Here is a 16,403-nt window from a genome sequence, read left to right as displayed (position 1 = left end):
CAGATTGGGGCGTAACCAATTTGGGGCATCTCATGCATGGTCTGATCAATCGGGCAATACAGTCATTTGTTTGCGCGACTTACGGACAACCTTGCTGGCTGCGGGTGACCGAGGCTGCGGGTCTGGGATTAACCGAGTTTGAGGCAATGCTGGTATATGATGACGCCATGACCGGACAGGTCCTGGACGCGCTTTGTGCTGACCTGAAACGCCCGCGGGCTGAGATACTGGAGGATCTTGGAACCTATCTGGTGTCGCACCCCAATATGGAAGATTTGCGCCGACTGCTTCGGTTCGGGGGTGTGACATATGTCGAATTCCTGCACTCGCTGGATGACTTGTCGGATCGTGCCCGCCTTGCAGTATCCGATCTGCGCCTGCCAATGCTGGAATTGCGTGAGGTGTCGCCGGCAGAATATCACTTGTACTGCTTCCCCGGTCTGCAAGGCTATTCCAGCGTGATGGTTGGCGTATTGCGGGCAATTGCAGACGATTATGGAGCATTGGCCATGCTGTCGCATGAAGGGCAGTGCGGCGACGCTGAGGTCATCACGATCGTTCTGATCGAAAGCGCGTTCGCCGAAGGGCGTCATTTCGATCTAGGGGCACGCAAGTCATGATGCAAACCTCTGAACTCTCGGCCCTTTTGGCCACGCTATGCCCCATGTTTGTGATGGTGGATGATCAGGGCAGGATCGTGAATGCCGGGCCGACGTTGCAAAAGCTTCGCCCGGATCACCCGATGCGGGATCGAGACTTTTTGGACGTCTTTGAACTGGTTCGGCCGCGAACAGTTACAAAGATTGCGGGGCTGCTGTCTTTGACCGGTGGAAAAGTGCATTTGAAATTTCACGATGAACCCCGGACAGCGCTGACCGGGCTAATCGCACCTTTGCCAAAGGGGAACGGGACCATCATCAACCTATCCTTCGGGATTTCGATACTGGATGCAGTTCGTGACTACGCCCTGACGAGCGCGGATTTCTCTGGCACGGATTTGGCGATTGAATTGCTGTATCTGGTTGAGGCGAAAACAGCCGCGATGGAGGCATCGCGTTCATTGAATCTGCGATTGCAGGGGGCCATGTTGGCTGCGGAAGAGCAGGCCATAACAGACATGTTGACGGGGTTGAAAAATCGCCGTGCGATGGATGTGGTACTGAGCCACTTAATCTCCGGGAACTCCGTTTTCGCGCTTATGCATCTTGATCTGGATTACTTCAAAAGCGTCAATGATCGCCTTGGCCATGCCGCAGGGGACTTTGTGCTGCAACAGGCTGCGCGCGTTATGGAGGAAGAGACACGAAATGAGGACACAGTAGCCCGGATCGGCGGTGATGAGTTCGTCATTATTTTTAAAGACTTGGTCGACGAAAACACCCTGTCAGAAATAGCAGGGCGCCTGATCAGTCGGCTATGCCAGCCCATGATGTTTCAGGGCATTCCGTGTAAGATTTCAACAAGCATCGGAACGGCACTGTCCACGCAGTTTGGCACGCCGGACGCGGCAGAAGTTCTGAACGCGGCCGATCAGGCGCTGTATGAGGCAAAGCGGCAGGGACGGTCGCGTCACTGTCTGTACTCGGCGCTTGCGGCCAATGGGTTGAGACCGGCCAGCTCGCAATGACCTCGGGCCCCGCGTAGGGCGGGTATTTTGGTTAATCCTGCGAAAAAGCCCGGCTCAGAATTTCGGCGATATGGCGTTTGATGGGCGGAAGATCTCCGACAACCGGCATCACGTGTCCATTGAATCGCGCTCGCTTCAGTTCCTGCGGGACGTCCTCCCGAACATGCCCACCGGTGCAGGCGAAGAAAGGCAGGCACAGAGATTGATTATCAGCCCCGGTTGCGGCCTCGGCAATGGATGGGGTCTCTTCCACAAACCCGACTCGGATGGATTGGAACGTCACAAACCTCGCTAGTTCATTGGAAAACTCAATGGCGACAGCTGATGGGTTACGGCTGCGACCCGATCCGTGCGCGGCCAGAACCAGATCAGTTTTAGCCGCATCCCAACCCTTGCCCAATAGGGTCTCTCGTAACGCCTTCGCAGCCAAGGCAGGGAGGTCAGGATCAACGCCCAGCGGATCCAGGATTCGGGCTTTTCTATCGCCAAGGCGCTTAGGTAGCGCACTTGTCACGAACCACCCCTTGGCCATGAAAAGAGGATAAATCACAATATCTTCGGGAAGCTCATCCAACCGTGCCTCAAGCTTTCCAGGTGCCGCAAGGGTCGCGGACCAAACGCTCAGCTCATCACAATACCCATCGACCTCGGCCGCGAAAGCCGCCAGCGTAGCTTCGGCAGGGGCAGGATCCGAGGGTTGGCCGTGGGCGACGATTAAGGCGTTCGGCATGTTGGTTCTTCCTGTGGTTTTTCCGATAGATGTCGCCGATTGCGGGAAAGTCAATCCGGCGCGCGCGCCGCTACCCCAATAGTGTCAGCCAAAACCAGACCGACAGGATCGAGACGGCGGTTCCGACCAAGACCGAAGAGGCCGCAACCCGTTTCGCCCGCCCGTACATATTCGCAAAGATATACGCATTAAATCCGGGCGCCATCGCAGCAGTCAGCACGCCTGAGCGGAACAGGTCCTGCGGCAACCCGAACGTTGAGCCAAACAACCAGACAAGGCTGGGATGCAGCATCAGGGAAATTGCACAGACAAAGGCAATGGCGCGCAGGTCGCCTTCGGGTTTGTACTTCACAAGCACGCCGCCAAGCGCGAACAGTGCGCCGGGCAGGGCGGCGCGGGTCACAAGGCTCAGGGCTTCGTCCACGACGGCAGGCACGTCAATGCCCGACAGGTTCACGGCAAAACCAAGCGCAATGCCCAGGATCAGCGCGTTGCGGAACATGGCTGAAAGGATGGACTTCAACATCCGGGTGCCGCCGTGGCCACGGTTCCGCATGACCTCCATCACCGTTATGCCAACGCCATAACAAAAGGGCGAATGGAAGGCGATTATCGCATAGTTTCCAGTCAGGTTTTCCGGGCCATAGGCGCGCTCGGTAATCGGCAGACCCAACAAAACCGAATTCGAGAACAGGCAGCAGAAACCGATAGCGACGCAGTCTTCCCAATCGCGGCGAAAGATGAGCCGTGCACCAAACAGGCCAGCGGTGAAACACAAGCCAGCTGCAGTATAGAAGCTGGCCATTAGTCGAGGATCAAAACTGGCGCTCAGATCCAGATGTGAGATCGCAAGAAACAGCAGGCACGGGATCGCAAAGCCTTGGGTGAACTTCATCAACCCGTCGATGTGGATTTCCTTGAAGTATCCCAACCGGGTCGAGGCATAGCCTGCTCCGATCACAAGGAAAACCGGTAGAATGACGTCGATCAGACTTTGGAGCATGGCACCGCTTTGCAGGCTGGGCCGGCTTGAGACTGCAGAGGCCTAAGTCGGCTGCATGAGGTCTTAAAGTGCCTGATGGATCACCATTCCGTCATAGGCAGGCGTGATGTAATCGGCGGTTTCCGCCTCGACCGTGGCATAGTCCAGATCGATATGCATGTTGGTCAGGACTGCGCGCCTCGGGCTCAGTCGTTCGATCCAGCCCAGTGTCTTTTCAAGGTGGGCATGAGTTGGGTGTGGTTTTCGGCGCAAGGCGTCGATCACCAGACAATCCAGTCCCTCCATCATCGGCCAGGCGTCATCGTAGATTTCCGCGACGTCCGGCAGATACGCCAGTTTGCCAATTCGGAAACCCAGCGAGTCGATCGAGCCGTGGTTAACCTTGAATGGATGAAACAGGATCGGCCCACCAGGGCCGTCAACCTCGAACGGGCCGTCAATGGTTTTTAGATCAAGGATCGGTGGATAGGGCGATCCCTCGGGTTGAATGAAGGCGTAACCGAACCGCCCCAACAAGGCGTTCTGCGTATCTCCATCAGCCCAGACAGGCACCCGTTCGCGCATATTGAAAACGATCATGCGCAAGTCGTCGATGCCGTGGACATGGTCCGCGTGCGAATGGGTGTAGATGACCCCGTCCAGACGCCCAGTCCCGCTGTCGAGCAGCTGGCTGCGCATATCAGGGGTGGTGTCGATCAGCACTGAGGTCGTTCCATTCGGCCCGTCACGCTCTACCAGCATCGAACAGCGGCGGCGGATGTTCTTGGGGTTCTGGGGGTCGCAATCTCCCCAATGCCCGCCCAGCCGGGGGACGCCGCCAGAAGACCCGCAGCCCAGAATGGTGCAACGTATTTCGGTCATGCAGCCGCCTTGTAGATCGCGGCTTTAGTGAACAACCGGTCGAAATTAGTCTGCGTCTGCGCGGCGAAATCAGCGTAGTCCATACCGAACACTTCGGCGCCCTTGCGTGCTGTGTGGGCGGTGTAAGCCGGCTCGTTCCTTTTGCCGCGATAGGGCGGTGGGGCCAGATATGGCGCGTCAGTTTCCACAAGGATGCGGTCGACCGGGGCGCTGGCGAAAATATCGCGCAGTTCTTGGCTTTTGGGGAATGCTGCGATGCCGGACATTGATAGATAGAACCCCAGTTCAAGGGCGGCTTGGGCAAGTTCGGCAGATGAGGAAAAGCAGTGCATCACGCAGGAATAGGGCGCATTTCTATGTTCTTCAGCCAGAATGCGGGCCATGTCGTCATCGGCCGCACGCGCGTGAATAATCAGCGGCAGACCTGTGCGCTGGGCTGCCTCGATATGTACTCGCAACGACTGCTTCTGAACCTCTGCGCTGTCGGCAGTATAGTGATAGTCCAGTCCTGTTTCACCAATACCAACAAATTTGGGATGCTGAGATAAGGTAACGAGTTCGTCGATCGTTGCCATTGGCTCGTCAGCCGCGCTCATCGGGTGCGTTCCTGCAGCGTAGAACACCGGGGCATGGGCTTCGGCAATGGCGCGGACGGTTGGTTCATTCCGCAAGCGTGTACAGATGGTTACCATTCGGGAGACGCCAGCTTCGGCGGCGTTGGTGATGATCTGATCCAGCTGACCTTCAAAATCGGGGAAGTCCAGATGGCAATGGCTGTCGGTAATTTCGGGGGTATCGCTCATCTGCTCTGACCGGCGGTTTCCTGTATCTTGAATACCGTATCTAGGACCAGAGCGGCAGGGTCAAGGTTCACAGCCTGCCCATGACGCGCGCGTGCGGTAATCACCGCGGCAACCTCTGCCCATTTGCGGGCTTGATATGGTGTTGCCGACAGGCGGGTGAGAGTTTCAGCCTCGTTCGGCGCAGCCTCAGGCATCGGGGCTGCACCGGTCGCACCGGTCAGCGCAAGCCGTGACAGGGCGATATCGATCAGAGTCAGCAACAGCTCGAACCGTTCGGCGGCACCCCGTTGGGCGGCAGCCTCGGCCAAGGCCAGCGCGCGCTGGCGGTCCATGCGGGGCAGAGTGCCCAGAATGGCGATCAGTTCGGCGTAAATGTCCAGCCCGCCCAGGTTGATCAGGCGCACTGCGTCACCCACAGAACCGGCGGCCAGGGCGGCCAGATGTTCTGTATTTTCGGGCAGTTGCGCACCGGTTTGCACCAATGCATTCTGCATGTCCTCAGGCCCCAGGGGGGACAAACGCAGTGTCCGGCACCGGGATCGGATCGTCGACAAAAGGCGTGACGGTTGGTGAGAGATCAACAAAAGCGTGGTCCGGGCCGGAGGTTCCTCCAGCATCTTCAACAGCGCGTTGGCTGCGCTTACGTTCATCTCGTCGGCGGAATCCACGATCACGACCCTGCGGCCGCCATCGGTCGAGGACAGCCCAAAGAACTTTCCCAGCTTTCGGACATCGTCCACAACGATTTCGTTGCGCAATCGCTCCTGATCGTTAAGCGACCGGGTGATCGCCGCCAAGCCGGGTTCAGCACCGGCCAGAATACGGTGCGCAACCGGATGTTCCGGATCAATCTCAAGGCTATCAGGCGGAGGTGGGGCACCAAACAGTCCGCCATCATCCGCAGGGGGCGTCGCCAACAGAAAACGCGCGATCCGCCAGGCCAGTGTTGCTTTGCCCACGCCGCGCGGACCTGTGATCAACCAGCCATGGTGCAGGCGTTCAGAATTGTAGGCGCTCAGAAACGCCTCTTGCGCTGCGCCCTGCCCAAACAGGCGCTGCGTTTCGCGTGGGTGCGGTGCACCGGGGGCCTGATCCGGGGTAGGGGTGTCGTCGCTCATCTATCGTCTATCGCAATGCTTTCAGAACGATATCTGTCACATCCTGTGCAACCCTGTCCATGTCCCGGTTACCGTCAATGACGCGGAAGCGATCGGAAAACTCGTCTGCGAGGGTCAAAAAACCCGCGCGCATCTGCTGTTGCAGATCCAGACCAAAATCTTCGAACCGTTCTTCTGTTCCCTGACGACCCTTGGCGCGGGACAGGCCAGTTTCGGGGTCCATGTCGATCAAAATGGTAAGGTCAGGTTCGCGTCCGATCATCAACTTGTGCAACTGATCGACCAATCCTCGAAGGTCGCCGCGCGAGAGGCCCTGATACATGCGGGTACTGTCGGCGAAACGGTCACAGATTACCACTTTGCCTTCGGCCAGCGCGGGCCTGATCGTTCGTTCCAGATGATCACGGCGCGCAGCGGTGAACAGCAGGATTTCCGTTTCCGCTGACCAGCGATCCGGATCGCCTTCCAGAACGAGGCTTCGGATTTCTTCAGCGCCAGCGGACCCGCCGGGTTCGCGGGTCAGAACCACATCGTGACCGAGGTTGCGCAAATGATCCGCAAGCATACGCGCTTGTGATGATTTCCCAGACCCGTCAATGCCTTCGAAAGTCAGAAACAACCCGGCCTTCGTCACATTGCCTCCAGCGGATTGCCGATCACGTCTTCCAGAACAATACCGCCTACGGTTTTCATGCGCACGACAAACCCGCCCACAGGCACATCGTTGGCCGCAAACAGTGGGCGACGGATTTCCGGCAAGCCTTCTGGCGTAATCACCAGCTCAGCCAGCTTTTGCCCCTTTTCTACGGGCGCATTGATTGGGCCCTCATAAACTACTTCAGCCTCAACATTCTTGTCATTGAGAACAGGGAACAGCAGGTTCAGATCCTCTTCGGGCACCAGCCCGACGGTTTTTTCCGCACCCATCCAGATACGGGCTTCGGCTATCGGCGTTTCGGCGTCGGCAACTGTCCTCTCGACAAAATTGCGAAACGACCAGTTAACCACGGCCTCAGCCTCCTCTGCGCGGCGGGCGGTGCTGTCGAGGCCAGTCAGGACAAAGACCACACGACGGTCGCCCTGCTTGGCCGAACCGACAAGGCCATAGCCTGCCTCTTGCGTGTGTCCGGTTTTCAGGCCGTCGGCCCCGATCCCCAGTTTCAACAGAGGGTTGCGGTTGCGTTTGTTGGATGGCGCGCGGCCATCGAATTCAAACTCTTCTTCCGCAAACAAGGGGTAGTACTCGGGAAAGTCGCTGATTAGCCGATCGGCCAGGACGGCAAGATCATGGACTGACATCATGTGGCCCGCCGCCGGCCATCCGTTCGAGTTGGCGAAGTTCGAGTTGTCCATGCCCATCTGCTTGGCGCGCTGTGTCATGTAGCGGGCAAAACCGGCCTCCGTCCCGTCGGGGCTCAGCGCCTCGGCAATCACCACGCATGCGTCGTTACCAGACAACACGATGATTCCGCGCAGCAGATCCTCGACGCTGACACGATCCTGTGTGTTCAGGAACATGGTCGAGCCGCCATAACTCATGGCGTGTTCCGACACGGGCAGAGTTTCACCTAAGGTCAGGCGACCATCGCGCAACGCCTCAAATGCGACATAGAGCGTCATCAGTTTGGACATCGATGCAGGCGGTAGTGGCTGATCTGCTTCTTTGGACAGCAGAACCGTTCCGGTCGTTTGATCAATCACATAGGCCGCGCGTGCGGTTGTGTCGAAAGCATTGGCGGGCAGGGCAAACAGCGCCAGCCCGAGGGTCAAAACAGATGATCGCAGTGAGGACAGCACGGGGGCCTCCTTTGTTTCAGTTTTTGACAGTGAACGCGTCGCCAAAGCCAAGGTCTTTGGCATCACGTTGCATTGCATTGCGTTCCGAACGGGTCGTCGCGGGTCCGATGAGGACCCTCCAGACTTTTTTGCCATTCGACGTCAGCTCTCGCACTTCGGCAGGCATCCCGTTGCGGCGGATTTTGTTGGCCGCACTGTTGGCGTTGGTTTCGACTCCGAATGTGCCAATCTGAATATAGGGCTTGGACAGCGATGAAACCGAAGCTCCTGTAGCGGCCGAAGCACTTGCAGTTGTGGCAGCGGCCGTCGAGACCGGTGTGGGTTCGGCTGCGTCGATCGCCGCAGCAGCGCCTGCGATTGGGTCGAGCGGCGTTTCGGTGATTTCATCGGGCTTTTTCTTTTGCCACCACTTACGCTTTTCAGGTTGCTCAGTCGGGGGCGTAACCTCGGGGTCCACAAGGGAAGCCGAAGGTTCAGCTTCACCGACGGTTTCAGCCGCCTCTGCTGTCGTTTCCGCTGCAGCGTCGGTCGCGGCATCAGCAGCCGCTGTCGCGGCACCGGTTGCAGCGGCAGGTTTCTTGCGTTGCCACCACTTGGGCTTTGTCGGCTTTTCGGTCTCTGCGGCGGCTTCGACAGCTTCGGTTGCTGCTTCTGCGGTGGTGTCGGTTGCAGTGTCGGTCGCGGCAACGGTGGCTGCTGCGGCCGCGGTCGCACCCCCAGCTGCGGCGGCTGGTTTTTTGCGCTGCCACCACTTCAGTTTTTCAGGCTGTTCGGTCTCTGTAACCTCAATTTCGGCGGCGTCAGTATTGGGCTCATCCGCAGTTGCTGTTTGCGTCTCTTCGGCAGGGGTCTCATCGGTCGCTGGCTTTTCTTCAACAGGCTCTGGTGCTTTGCGGCGCAGAGCTACAACATCAACCTTTGTGGGTGCGCCCGCCAGTATGCCTAGCTTTTCTGCAGCGGCCGAGGAAAGTTGAAGCTCAGGTCCCGGCAGGTTTCTCTCGCGACGGAACAGCGCTGCGGTGACAGTTTTGTTGTTCCCGGTGTTTTTTACGCGCACGCGTTCGGGCTGCGTCACATCCGGGTGGGCAACCCATATACCGCCCAGTGACGGGCGGCCGTCCCATAGCCCGGGCTCGGACAACTGAAACACCTCGGGTGCTTCGACATCATCTTTGGGGCTACCGGCAGGTATGGGGAAAAGGTCGGTCCGACCATCTGCCTGAGCTTCGGAACTTTGGGCATCAGCCGAGACATTGTCCGGGGAAAGCGCCTCGTCGCAACCAACCAAAACCACGGACATAACGGCCAATGCCGCTAACGCTCGCGGTTGTGCGCGTTTCTCAGTCGCTCGCTTCATTTTGTCATCCCTTGCCTGATTGGGCCTCGTCTCCCGAGACCCGCCGTGTGCTGGTTCTGTATTGCCAGCCTGCTCCGGTCTTTCGTGCGGATCATAACGCGGGCAAAGTGTCATGGAAAGACCGCAGCAAGCGCTTCGGCAAGAATTCCCTATTTGGACTTGCCACCGGTTCGCGATGGCCTTAGACCCAGCCTCACGCGGGGAGGTGGCAGAGTGGTCGAATGCGGCGGTCTTGAAAACCGTTGAACGTGAGAGCGTTCCCAGGGTTCGAATCCCTGTCTCCCCGCCACTCATACCTGTCTCACTTCAGTTGTACTTTCTGATCCAGAATTGTGTCGCAATTCCCGCGAGTTGGCGCATGCGGTTTCAATCAGAGACGGAGCAGACTGTACAATCAGAGGACAATTCAGGCGCCAGTCTCAGTGTCGCATTTTGGCGGGGTCGCTTTGGGCCAGATTTCCCTGATACCCGGCAATTTACAGGGAATTTTCGCGAAACGGGTCTGAGTTCTGTCATTTCACCTGTCAGAACTGCATGTTTTACAGAGGTTTATGTTGCAAATTCCCTACAAGGTGGAGCAGGGAATTTTCTCGTGGGAACAGGGAATTGTGCTGACGGATCAGGGAGGGCGAACCCTGTATCAGGGACGCCGGATCTGGAGGTGTCAGAAACCGAGCTGTCGCTCCTGTTCGGTCCAATCAAGTGGGTGGGTCTTGCTGACCAGACGCTTGAGTGTGAGTTCGGGCGGCTGGGTGCCGTCGAGAATCGCGGCCTGAATCTTCGGTGAGAGAAAGGCGAGCTGAGCGCGGGTGCGGATGAAGGCGCCAGGGACGCTTTCTCGCCGCACAATTTCAATCAGTTGAACTCCGGCTTTCAGATCTCGGGCCCAGCCATGGGCGCGGATCAGCATGGACCGGAGGTGTGGATCGGGTTGGGGTGCCATGTCTCCGGCGATGACCTTGGCCTCGACGCCGCGGCGGCGCAGATCGAAAGATGCGGTGACGTGGGTGAGATCCGGGTTCAGACGGTCCGCAGCAATGCCAAGTACGCTTGCCAGAGTTTTGGGGTTTAATTCGAGATCAATGTGTCCTCGTGCAATTTTGCCGTTGGCCAGAAGAGCAGCGCCGACCTGACTGCCTTGGCGTTGAAGCCGGGTTACTAAATCTGCAACTGAGGTCTGGACTGCCTCGGCTGATCCGGCCTCCGGCTGCGCCAGTACCTGATGCGCGGCGGCGGCGTCTTGCAGATGTCTGACGATGACATCAATGACAGCGTTTTCCAGCGCAGGGCCGGGCAGTCGCCAGCCGGAGATATCCTTGCCGCCCGAGATTAGTCGATTGGAGATATAGTAGCGCAACCGTCGGCCTGTGCGCGTGGTGTGGGTTGGCGTCAACCGATCACCAGTTTCGTCCTGCAGCAGACCGGTGAGCCAGGCGCCGGGGTCATTGGAATGTTGGCGCGTATCGGAGCCGCCGCGTGCCCGAGAACGATTGGAGGCCTGCCGCATCTTCTCTTGCACCCGGTCCCAATCGCCTTGGTCGATGATCGCCGGGTGGTGCCCGTCCCAGATCTTATCCTTGTGGCGAATTTTTCCGAGATAAACCGGGTTGCGCAGCAGGTAATAGATTTGACCCCGTGACAGTGGACAATACCCTTTTATGCTTCCATCCGCCCAAACAACCCGCTTCGACCGCAGGTTGTCTGCCGTTGCCCGTTCTTCTACTTTGCGCAGGCATCCCAGCCCGCCATAAAGCCGAAAGAGATGCCGGACCGTTCCGGCCTCCTCCTCATTCACCACCAGTGTTCTTGCTTTTGGGTCGGGGTGGCGATCATAGCCCAGAGGCAGGTTGCCACCCATCCAAAACCCCTTTTTCTTGGACGCCGCGATTTTGTCGCGAATACGTTCGGCGGTGACTTCCCGTTCAAACTGAGCAAAGGACAATAGCACATTGAGGGTCAACCGACCCATGGAAGATGAGGTATTGAATGCTTGTGTGACGGACACAAAGGAACAGTTCGCCTGTTCCAGCCGTTCGACCAGCTTGGAGAAGTCGGCGAGCGAACGGGTCAGCCGGTCGATCTTGTAGACCACCACCATGTCAATACGCCCGGCATCGATCTCTTCAATAAGGCGCTGAAGGGCGGGGCGTTCGAGTGTGCCGCCGGACAGCCCGCCATCATCGTAGCGGTCTGGCAAAAGGGTCCAACCTTCGTGTCGCTGGCTGGCGATATAGGCCGCGCAGGCCTCATATTGCGCGTCTAGTGAATTGAAGTCCTGGTCCAGGCCATCCTCGGACGACTTGCGCGTGTAGATGGCGCATCTGATTTTGCGGCGCGGGCTCATTTGGCCCCCTTGCCGGTGAGCCCGAAGAAACGCGGCCCCGACCAATGCGCGCCGGTAATCTCCCGAGCGATGGCCGAGAGCGAGCGATAGGACCGACCGTTCCAGGTAAAACCATCCCTTGTCACATCGACCACATGGGTCATGCCATTCCATTCGCGCAGCAGGCGCCCGCCGGGTTTAAGAGCAGGGCATGTAGGCCGGGGTTTCTTCTCAGAGCCCTTTTCCAGCGCGGCTTTGACCTGCCGGGTTAGCCCGCCATGACAGCGGGACTGCATCTCAAAGGCGATAAAACGGCGCAGGAAGGGTTGGCTGAGCATGGTGGGGGCGGGTTGATCAAAAAGTTGCTGCCAAAGCGTGACCAGATCCGATCGACCCATGGCGGCGAGATCGGCAACATCGCTCGTCTTAGTCATGACTCTTCTCCTGTTACCGCCGTCAGGTGATATGTGGAAAAACCATGTGGTTTGTCGGATTCGCGCCGTTCAATTGTGACGCCTTTTTTCCGCAGACCGCTTAGAGCTGCTCGGGCCGAATTAGGCTGCCATCCCGTTGCTTTGCAGAGCGCCTCAAGGCTGGCGCCACTCGGGCGGCGCAACAAAGCTTGCACCTTGTCAATTTTGGTTTGTTTGGATTTGGACATGTATTTCCTCCTCTGATCTTGGGTCAGCGAGATGCCGAACCCCGGTACTGAGGAGCGCCCGAATGGCTCGGGCGTGGGTCCAGTGATGCGTGGTTTATAGCAACAGTCCAGCTCTTTCTGGGGCGAGCTCTGGAGGGGTGTGTTTTGCAGGGCGTTGCTGCCGTACCCCCGATTATTCGTCAACAATCCTAATTGGTTACGACTTGGTTACTTTTTGATTTGGGGTTGCAATTGCAAATCCCCGCGCATAAATTCTAGTCAGCCCTGCAAGGGACAAGGTCCCACGGGGAGGTGAATACATCTCCCAGGCAGCATTCGGCGCCGCATTTTTTGAGCGGATAAGACCGAGAGCATTCGAAGGGGCAACGAACCGGATCGATTGGTCCGGAGAGTTGCTAGTCGTGCTCTCTCCGAATTCCCAACACGATCCTTTCTTGTCGACGCTAAAGAGCGTCAAATGAAAGGAGGCGGCTATGTCTGCCAAAAAAACACAGAGCGACGCCAAGGCGTCCAACACGCCGATCTGGATGGCGGACAAAGTCATCCAATCTCAGATCAGCCAGATCAAGCCCTACGCCAACAACAACCGCGTGCACGCGGCCAAGAACATTGAAAAGCTGAAGGCGTCGGTGGCCCAGTTTGGATTTGTCACTCCGATCCTGTTGGATGGTTCGGGCACAATTATCGCGGGTCATGGCCGCTATGAAGCCGCCAAGGCTCTGGGGTTGATGTCCGTGCCGATTGTTGTCGCGGATCACTTGTCAGACGCAGAAGTGCGCGCCCTGCGGATCGCGGATAACAAGCTGGCGGAACTGTCGGACTGGAACGAAGCTGCTCTGCAGATCGAGTTTGCCGAGCTGATGGACCTCAGCCTTGATGGCGAGCTCGATTTTGATCTGGATATCACCGGGTTCGAAACGCCGGAGATCGACATCATCATCGACGCTGCGAGCGAGGCTGCGGAGACCGAAGCTGAAACTGTAGACACCCCGGACCCTGCGGCACCTGTCATCACGGAGCCGGGCGACCTCTGGGTTCTCGGAGATCATCGCATCTTCTGCGGGGATGCCTTGCACGCCCGGAGCTACAACACCTTGCTGGATGGTGAGAGCCCGCAGATGGTCTTTACCGATCCGCCTTACAACGTGCCGGTCAATGGGCATGTCCGCTGTGGTGGCAGTTCCGATCACCGCGAGTTTGCCATGGCGTCGGGTGAAATGTCGGACAGTGAGTTCCGCGGCTTTCTTTCAGGCATGATCACCCAGTTGTTTGGCCATCTGCCAGACGGGTGCATTGCGATGATCTGCATGGACTGGCGTCACATTGAAGAGTTGATTGCGGCGGGCAAGGCAGGTGGATTGGACCTCATCAACCTCTGCATCTGGAACAAGACAAACGGAGGCATGGGTAGCCTTTACCGCTCCAAGCACGAGCTGGTCGCAATCTTTAAGAAGCCCGGTGCTGCGCATATCAACAATGTCGAATTGGGCAAACACGGGCGCAACCGCACCAATGTATGGGATTATGCCGGAGTGAACAGCTTTGGGGCAGGGCGCGAAGCGGATCTTGCCGATCATCCCACAGTAAAGCCAACTGCACTGGTGGCAGATGCCATCATGGATGTGAGCCATCGCGGCGAAGTTGTGCTGGATACTTTTGGTGGATCTGGCGCGACCTTGCTGGCAGCTGAGAAAACCGGGCGCCGGGCGCGGCTCATTGAGCTCGACCCGGCCTATGTCGATGTCGCCATCCGCCGCTGGCAGGAGATGACTGGTGAGAACGCCGTGCACGCGGTGACCGGCCAGACGTTCGATTCGCATTCTGCGGCAACCAATGCCACATCAGAGCTGGAGGCGGATCATGTCTGACGATACGAAAGAGTTTGAGGTGGGCTACGGCAAACCGCCCAAAGCGACCCAATTCAAAAAAGGCCGATCCGGCAATCCGAAAGGGCGACCGAAAGCCTCGAAGAATGTTGGGTCGATGCTTGAGGAGGTGTTCTTTCGGAAAATCCCGATCACCGAGAATGGATCACGCCGCGAGGTCACGATGCTGGAGGCAATCCTGCACCAGCTGGTGAATGGGGCAGTTAAAGGCGAGATGCGTTCGATTGACCGGGTTCTGAAACTGTTGCCCGCGGTTCAGGAGGCGCGCGCCGCAGAGTTGGCGGGTGGCGAAGGTGCAACCGAGATCGACCCCTGTTCAGACCTGGCCGCCCTGGAAGTGCTGGCAGATATGTTTGGCAGCGATCCGGATCAGCTTTTTGCAAGCATCCGGGGAGGCATCGACGATGAATGCCCTGAATTCTGATGATCGCAAAAGGCTGGCAGAGGCTGCTATGCGTGAAAACCTCTACGCATTCCTTGCGGGCAGTTTTGGTATCTTGTGTCCGGGCGAGAAACTTGCCCGGGCCCCTTACCTGGAGGCCATGTGTTATGCCCTTCAGCGCGTGGCCTCCGGTGAGTGCCAACGGTTGATGATCTCGATTGCCCCTCGCCATCTGAAATCGATCTGTGGATCTGTTTTGTTGCCAGCCTTTGAGCTTGGACGCGATCCGACAAAGAAAGTGGTTGTTGTCAGTTACGGCAAAGATCTTGCGCGCGAACATGCCGAACAGTTTCGACGGCTGGTGACCAGCCCGTTTTATCAGCGCCTCTTTCCAAAAATGAAGGTTGATCCCAAACACAACAGGTTCGAACATATGAAAACCACTAAAGGAGGCGGGCGCAAATCGGTCTCTCTTGGCGGTGGTATCACCGGCTTCGGTGCAAACCTCATTATCATCGACGATCTGGGTAAACCCTCCGAAATGCGCCACGATACGTACCGGCAGGAGTTGCGTGACTTCTTCGACCAGACCCTATTCTCACGGCTGAACGACAAGCGCACGGACCGTATTGTCTCGATCCAGCAGCGATTGCACCCGGATGACTTTTCCGCCTACCTTTTGGAAAAGGACACATTTGACCATCTGTGCCTGCCGTCGATCGCGGAGATCCCGGAAGAGATCCCGCTCTACAACAACCGGGTCTTGAAGCGTCAGCCAGGAGACTTGTTGAACCCAGAGCGGGAACCGCAGGAGGTTCTTGATCGGATCAAGGCCGACATAGGCAATTTTGCCTTCCAGGCGCAGTATCAACAAAACCCCACGGACGGAGAAAACGAGTTTCTCTCAATGTCCGACTTGCATCTGGTGGAAACCTTGCCGGACGAAAGCGTGTTTGTCCGGCGGGTCCAGAGCTGGGATACAGCGGCGAAGGATAGTCCGCGTTCGGACTTTACGGTGGGGCTGACCTTTGGATGGCATGCGTATGAAGAGAGATGGTATTTGCTCGACGTCTTTCGTGCTCGAACGAACTATACGCAGGTGCGGAACGCTGTTCTTCGATTGCGCAAACAGTGGCGCGTGGACAGAGTCCTGATCGAGTCCTCGGCGATGGGCATCCACCTTCTGGATGAATTGAAACGCACCGCAGCAGGTGTTTACATGCCCGTCAACGTTGTCACCGGCAAACTGGACCGCTTCATCCCACAGACCGCCTGGATTAAATCTGGCAAGTTAGTCATCCCCACGGACAAACCCTGGTTTGATGAGTTCCGCAGGGAACTGCTGGCGTTTCCGGATGCTCTCAAAGATGATCAGGTGGATGCTCTGACCCAGTTCGCCGAATACATGCGTCGAAGCCAAGGCACATACCTCGATACTGATCCTTACACCGGTCGCCGCCAAGGCAACTATCGACCCGAACGACCAAGAAGGGAAGACCGCATGCGGTTCTGACGCCACGCGAGAGCGCTTTCCAGTGACTTGGGATTGGGTATCATGGCTTCGAACTCATACGTCAGCGATGAAGCGCAAAGCTGACGTTAGTGCTAATTGCAGCGAAGGTCTGCTCTGAGCCCACTTTGACCGACGCTGCAAGTTGATGGAAGGTCCGCTTTGTGGGAAGTACAAAGAGCTACTGAGCAGAAATAAACTGTCGTTGAAGCGGTTCCAAATCGAAGGTTGAGACGATTATACGAAAAGGCACGTTGTAGAAAATTGGCAAGAAACACTGGCAATCCACCCAAAGTAAGCATTCCGCGAATTGGTGAGCTTCCGACATGGTGGTCAAAGATTATC

At 57.5% G+C, this 16,403-nt stretch carries 16 protein-coding genes and 1 tRNA gene; 6 read left to right on the top strand and 11 right to left on the bottom strand.

Annotated elements, in window-relative coordinates; genetic code table 11:
* Positions 1-32: 32 nt before the first annotated feature.
* The gene (locus tag ACR0AK_RS10720; protein WP_480793289.1) at positions 33-620 is read left to right on the top strand and encodes a heme NO-binding domain-containing protein; all 588 of its coding nucleotides are present in this window, start codon (positions 33-35) and stop codon (positions 618-620) included.
* Entirely contained in the window at positions 617-1,627 is a 1,011-nt protein-coding gene (locus tag ACR0AK_RS10715) for a GGDEF domain-containing protein (protein ID WP_480793288.1), read from the top strand. Before ACR0AK_RS10720 ends, ACR0AK_RS10715 begins: the two co-directional genes overlap by 4 nt.
* Before the next feature lie 31 nt (positions 1,628-1,658).
* Here ACR0AK_RS10715 and ACR0AK_RS10710 read toward each other — a convergent pair whose 3' ends face one another.
* From ACR0AK_RS10710 to ACR0AK_RS10675, 8 genes are all read right to left on the bottom strand, one after another.
* A complete protein-coding gene (locus tag ACR0AK_RS10710) occupies positions 1,659-2,357 on the bottom strand; it encodes a CbiX/SirB N-terminal domain-containing protein (RefSeq protein ID WP_480793287.1) in 699 nt (232 codons plus the stop codon).
* Positions 2,358-2,427: 70 nt separating this feature from the next.
* Positions 2,428-3,360: an AEC family transporter gene (locus ACR0AK_RS10705; RefSeq protein WP_480793286.1), complete on the bottom strand. Its 933-nt coding sequence runs from the start codon at positions 3,358-3,360 to the stop codon at positions 2,428-2,430.
* 63 nt (positions 3,361-3,423) lie between these two features.
* Positions 3,424-4,221 (bottom strand): MBL fold metallo-hydrolase, encoded by a 798-nt coding sequence (locus ACR0AK_RS10700; protein ID WP_480793285.1) that lies wholly within the window; start codon positions 4,219-4,221, stop codon positions 3,424-3,426.
* On the bottom strand, positions 4,218-5,024 hold the full coding sequence (locus tag ACR0AK_RS10695) for a TatD family hydrolase (protein ID WP_480793284.1): 807 nt from the start codon (positions 5,022-5,024) through the stop codon (positions 4,218-4,220). The genes ACR0AK_RS10700 and ACR0AK_RS10695 overlap by 4 nt, the downstream gene beginning before the upstream one ends.
* Positions 5,021-6,142: a DNA polymerase III subunit delta' gene (locus ACR0AK_RS10690; protein ID WP_480793283.1), complete on the bottom strand. Its 1,122-nt coding sequence runs from the start codon at positions 6,140-6,142 to the stop codon at positions 5,021-5,023. Before ACR0AK_RS10690 ends, ACR0AK_RS10695 begins: the two co-directional genes overlap by 4 nt.
* 7 nt (positions 6,143-6,149) lie before the next feature.
* On the bottom strand, positions 6,150-6,776 hold the full coding sequence (tmk, locus tag ACR0AK_RS10685; RefSeq protein ID WP_480793282.1) for a dTMP kinase: 627 nt from the start codon (positions 6,774-6,776) through the stop codon (positions 6,150-6,152).
* The gene (locus tag ACR0AK_RS10680) at positions 6,773-7,939 is read right to left on the bottom strand and encodes a serine hydrolase (protein ID WP_368040247.1); all 1,167 of its coding nucleotides are present in this window, start codon (positions 7,937-7,939) and stop codon (positions 6,773-6,775) included. Before ACR0AK_RS10680 ends, tmk begins: the two co-directional genes overlap by 4 nt.
* Positions 7,940-7,955: 16 nt before the next feature.
* On the bottom strand, positions 7,956-9,296 hold the full coding sequence (locus ACR0AK_RS10675; protein ID WP_480793281.1) for an SPOR domain-containing protein: 1,341 nt from the start codon (positions 9,294-9,296) through the stop codon (positions 7,956-7,958).
* Between the two features lie 199 nt (positions 9,297-9,495).
* On the opposite strand from ACR0AK_RS10675, the gene ACR0AK_RS10670 reads away from it, so the two are divergent.
* Positions 9,496-9,585, top strand: a tRNA-Ser gene (locus ACR0AK_RS10670).
* 375 nt (positions 9,586-9,960) lie between these two features.
* Here the strand turns inward: ACR0AK_RS10670 and ACR0AK_RS10665 are convergent.
* From ACR0AK_RS10665 to ACR0AK_RS10655, 3 genes are read right to left on the bottom strand one after another with little or no spacing between them, the layout of a single operon-like run.
* Complete coding sequence (locus tag ACR0AK_RS10665) at positions 9,961-11,640, bottom strand: recombinase family protein (protein WP_480793280.1); 1,680 nt, start codon at positions 11,638-11,640, stop codon at positions 9,961-9,963.
* Positions 11,637-12,053, bottom strand: a complete 417-nt coding sequence (locus ACR0AK_RS10660; protein ID WP_170558430.1) for a DUF2924 domain-containing protein — start codon at positions 12,051-12,053, stop codon at positions 11,637-11,639. Before ACR0AK_RS10660 ends, ACR0AK_RS10665 begins: the two co-directional genes overlap by 4 nt.
* Positions 12,050-12,280: a DUF3489 domain-containing protein gene (locus ACR0AK_RS10655; RefSeq protein WP_480793279.1), complete on the bottom strand. Its 231-nt coding sequence runs from the start codon at positions 12,278-12,280 to the stop codon at positions 12,050-12,052. Before ACR0AK_RS10655 ends, ACR0AK_RS10660 begins: the two co-directional genes overlap by 4 nt.
* Positions 12,281-12,753: 473 nt before the next feature.
* On the opposite strand from ACR0AK_RS10655, the gene ACR0AK_RS10650 reads away from it, so the two are divergent.
* The 3 genes from ACR0AK_RS10650 to terL are packed head-to-tail and all read left to right on the top strand — an operon-like array spanning position 12,754 to position 16,061.
* The gene (locus ACR0AK_RS10650) at positions 12,754-14,148 is read left to right on the top strand and encodes a site-specific DNA-methyltransferase (RefSeq protein ID WP_480793278.1); all 1,395 of its coding nucleotides are present in this window, start codon (positions 12,754-12,756) and stop codon (positions 14,146-14,148) included.
* Positions 14,141-14,590 carry a DUF5681 domain-containing protein gene (locus tag ACR0AK_RS10645; protein ID WP_170558425.1) on the top strand — a complete coding sequence of 150 codons (450 nt, stop codon included), beginning with the start codon at positions 14,141-14,143 and terminating at the stop codon, positions 14,588-14,590. Before ACR0AK_RS10650 ends, ACR0AK_RS10645 begins: the two co-directional genes overlap by 8 nt.
* Positions 14,571-16,061 carry a phage terminase large subunit gene (gene terL, locus ACR0AK_RS10640; RefSeq protein ID WP_170558422.1) on the top strand — a complete coding sequence of 497 codons (1,491 nt, stop codon included), beginning with the start codon at positions 14,571-14,573 and terminating at the stop codon, positions 16,059-16,061. Before ACR0AK_RS10645 ends, terL begins: the two co-directional genes overlap by 20 nt.
* The last annotated feature ends 342 nt before the right edge of the window (positions 16,062-16,403 follow it).

This window comes from Ruegeria sp. BI12 (genome assembly GCF_056537985.1).
The sequence above is the reverse complement of the archived record's forward strand: the minus strand, read 5'-3'. Positions and strand labels throughout refer to the sequence as shown.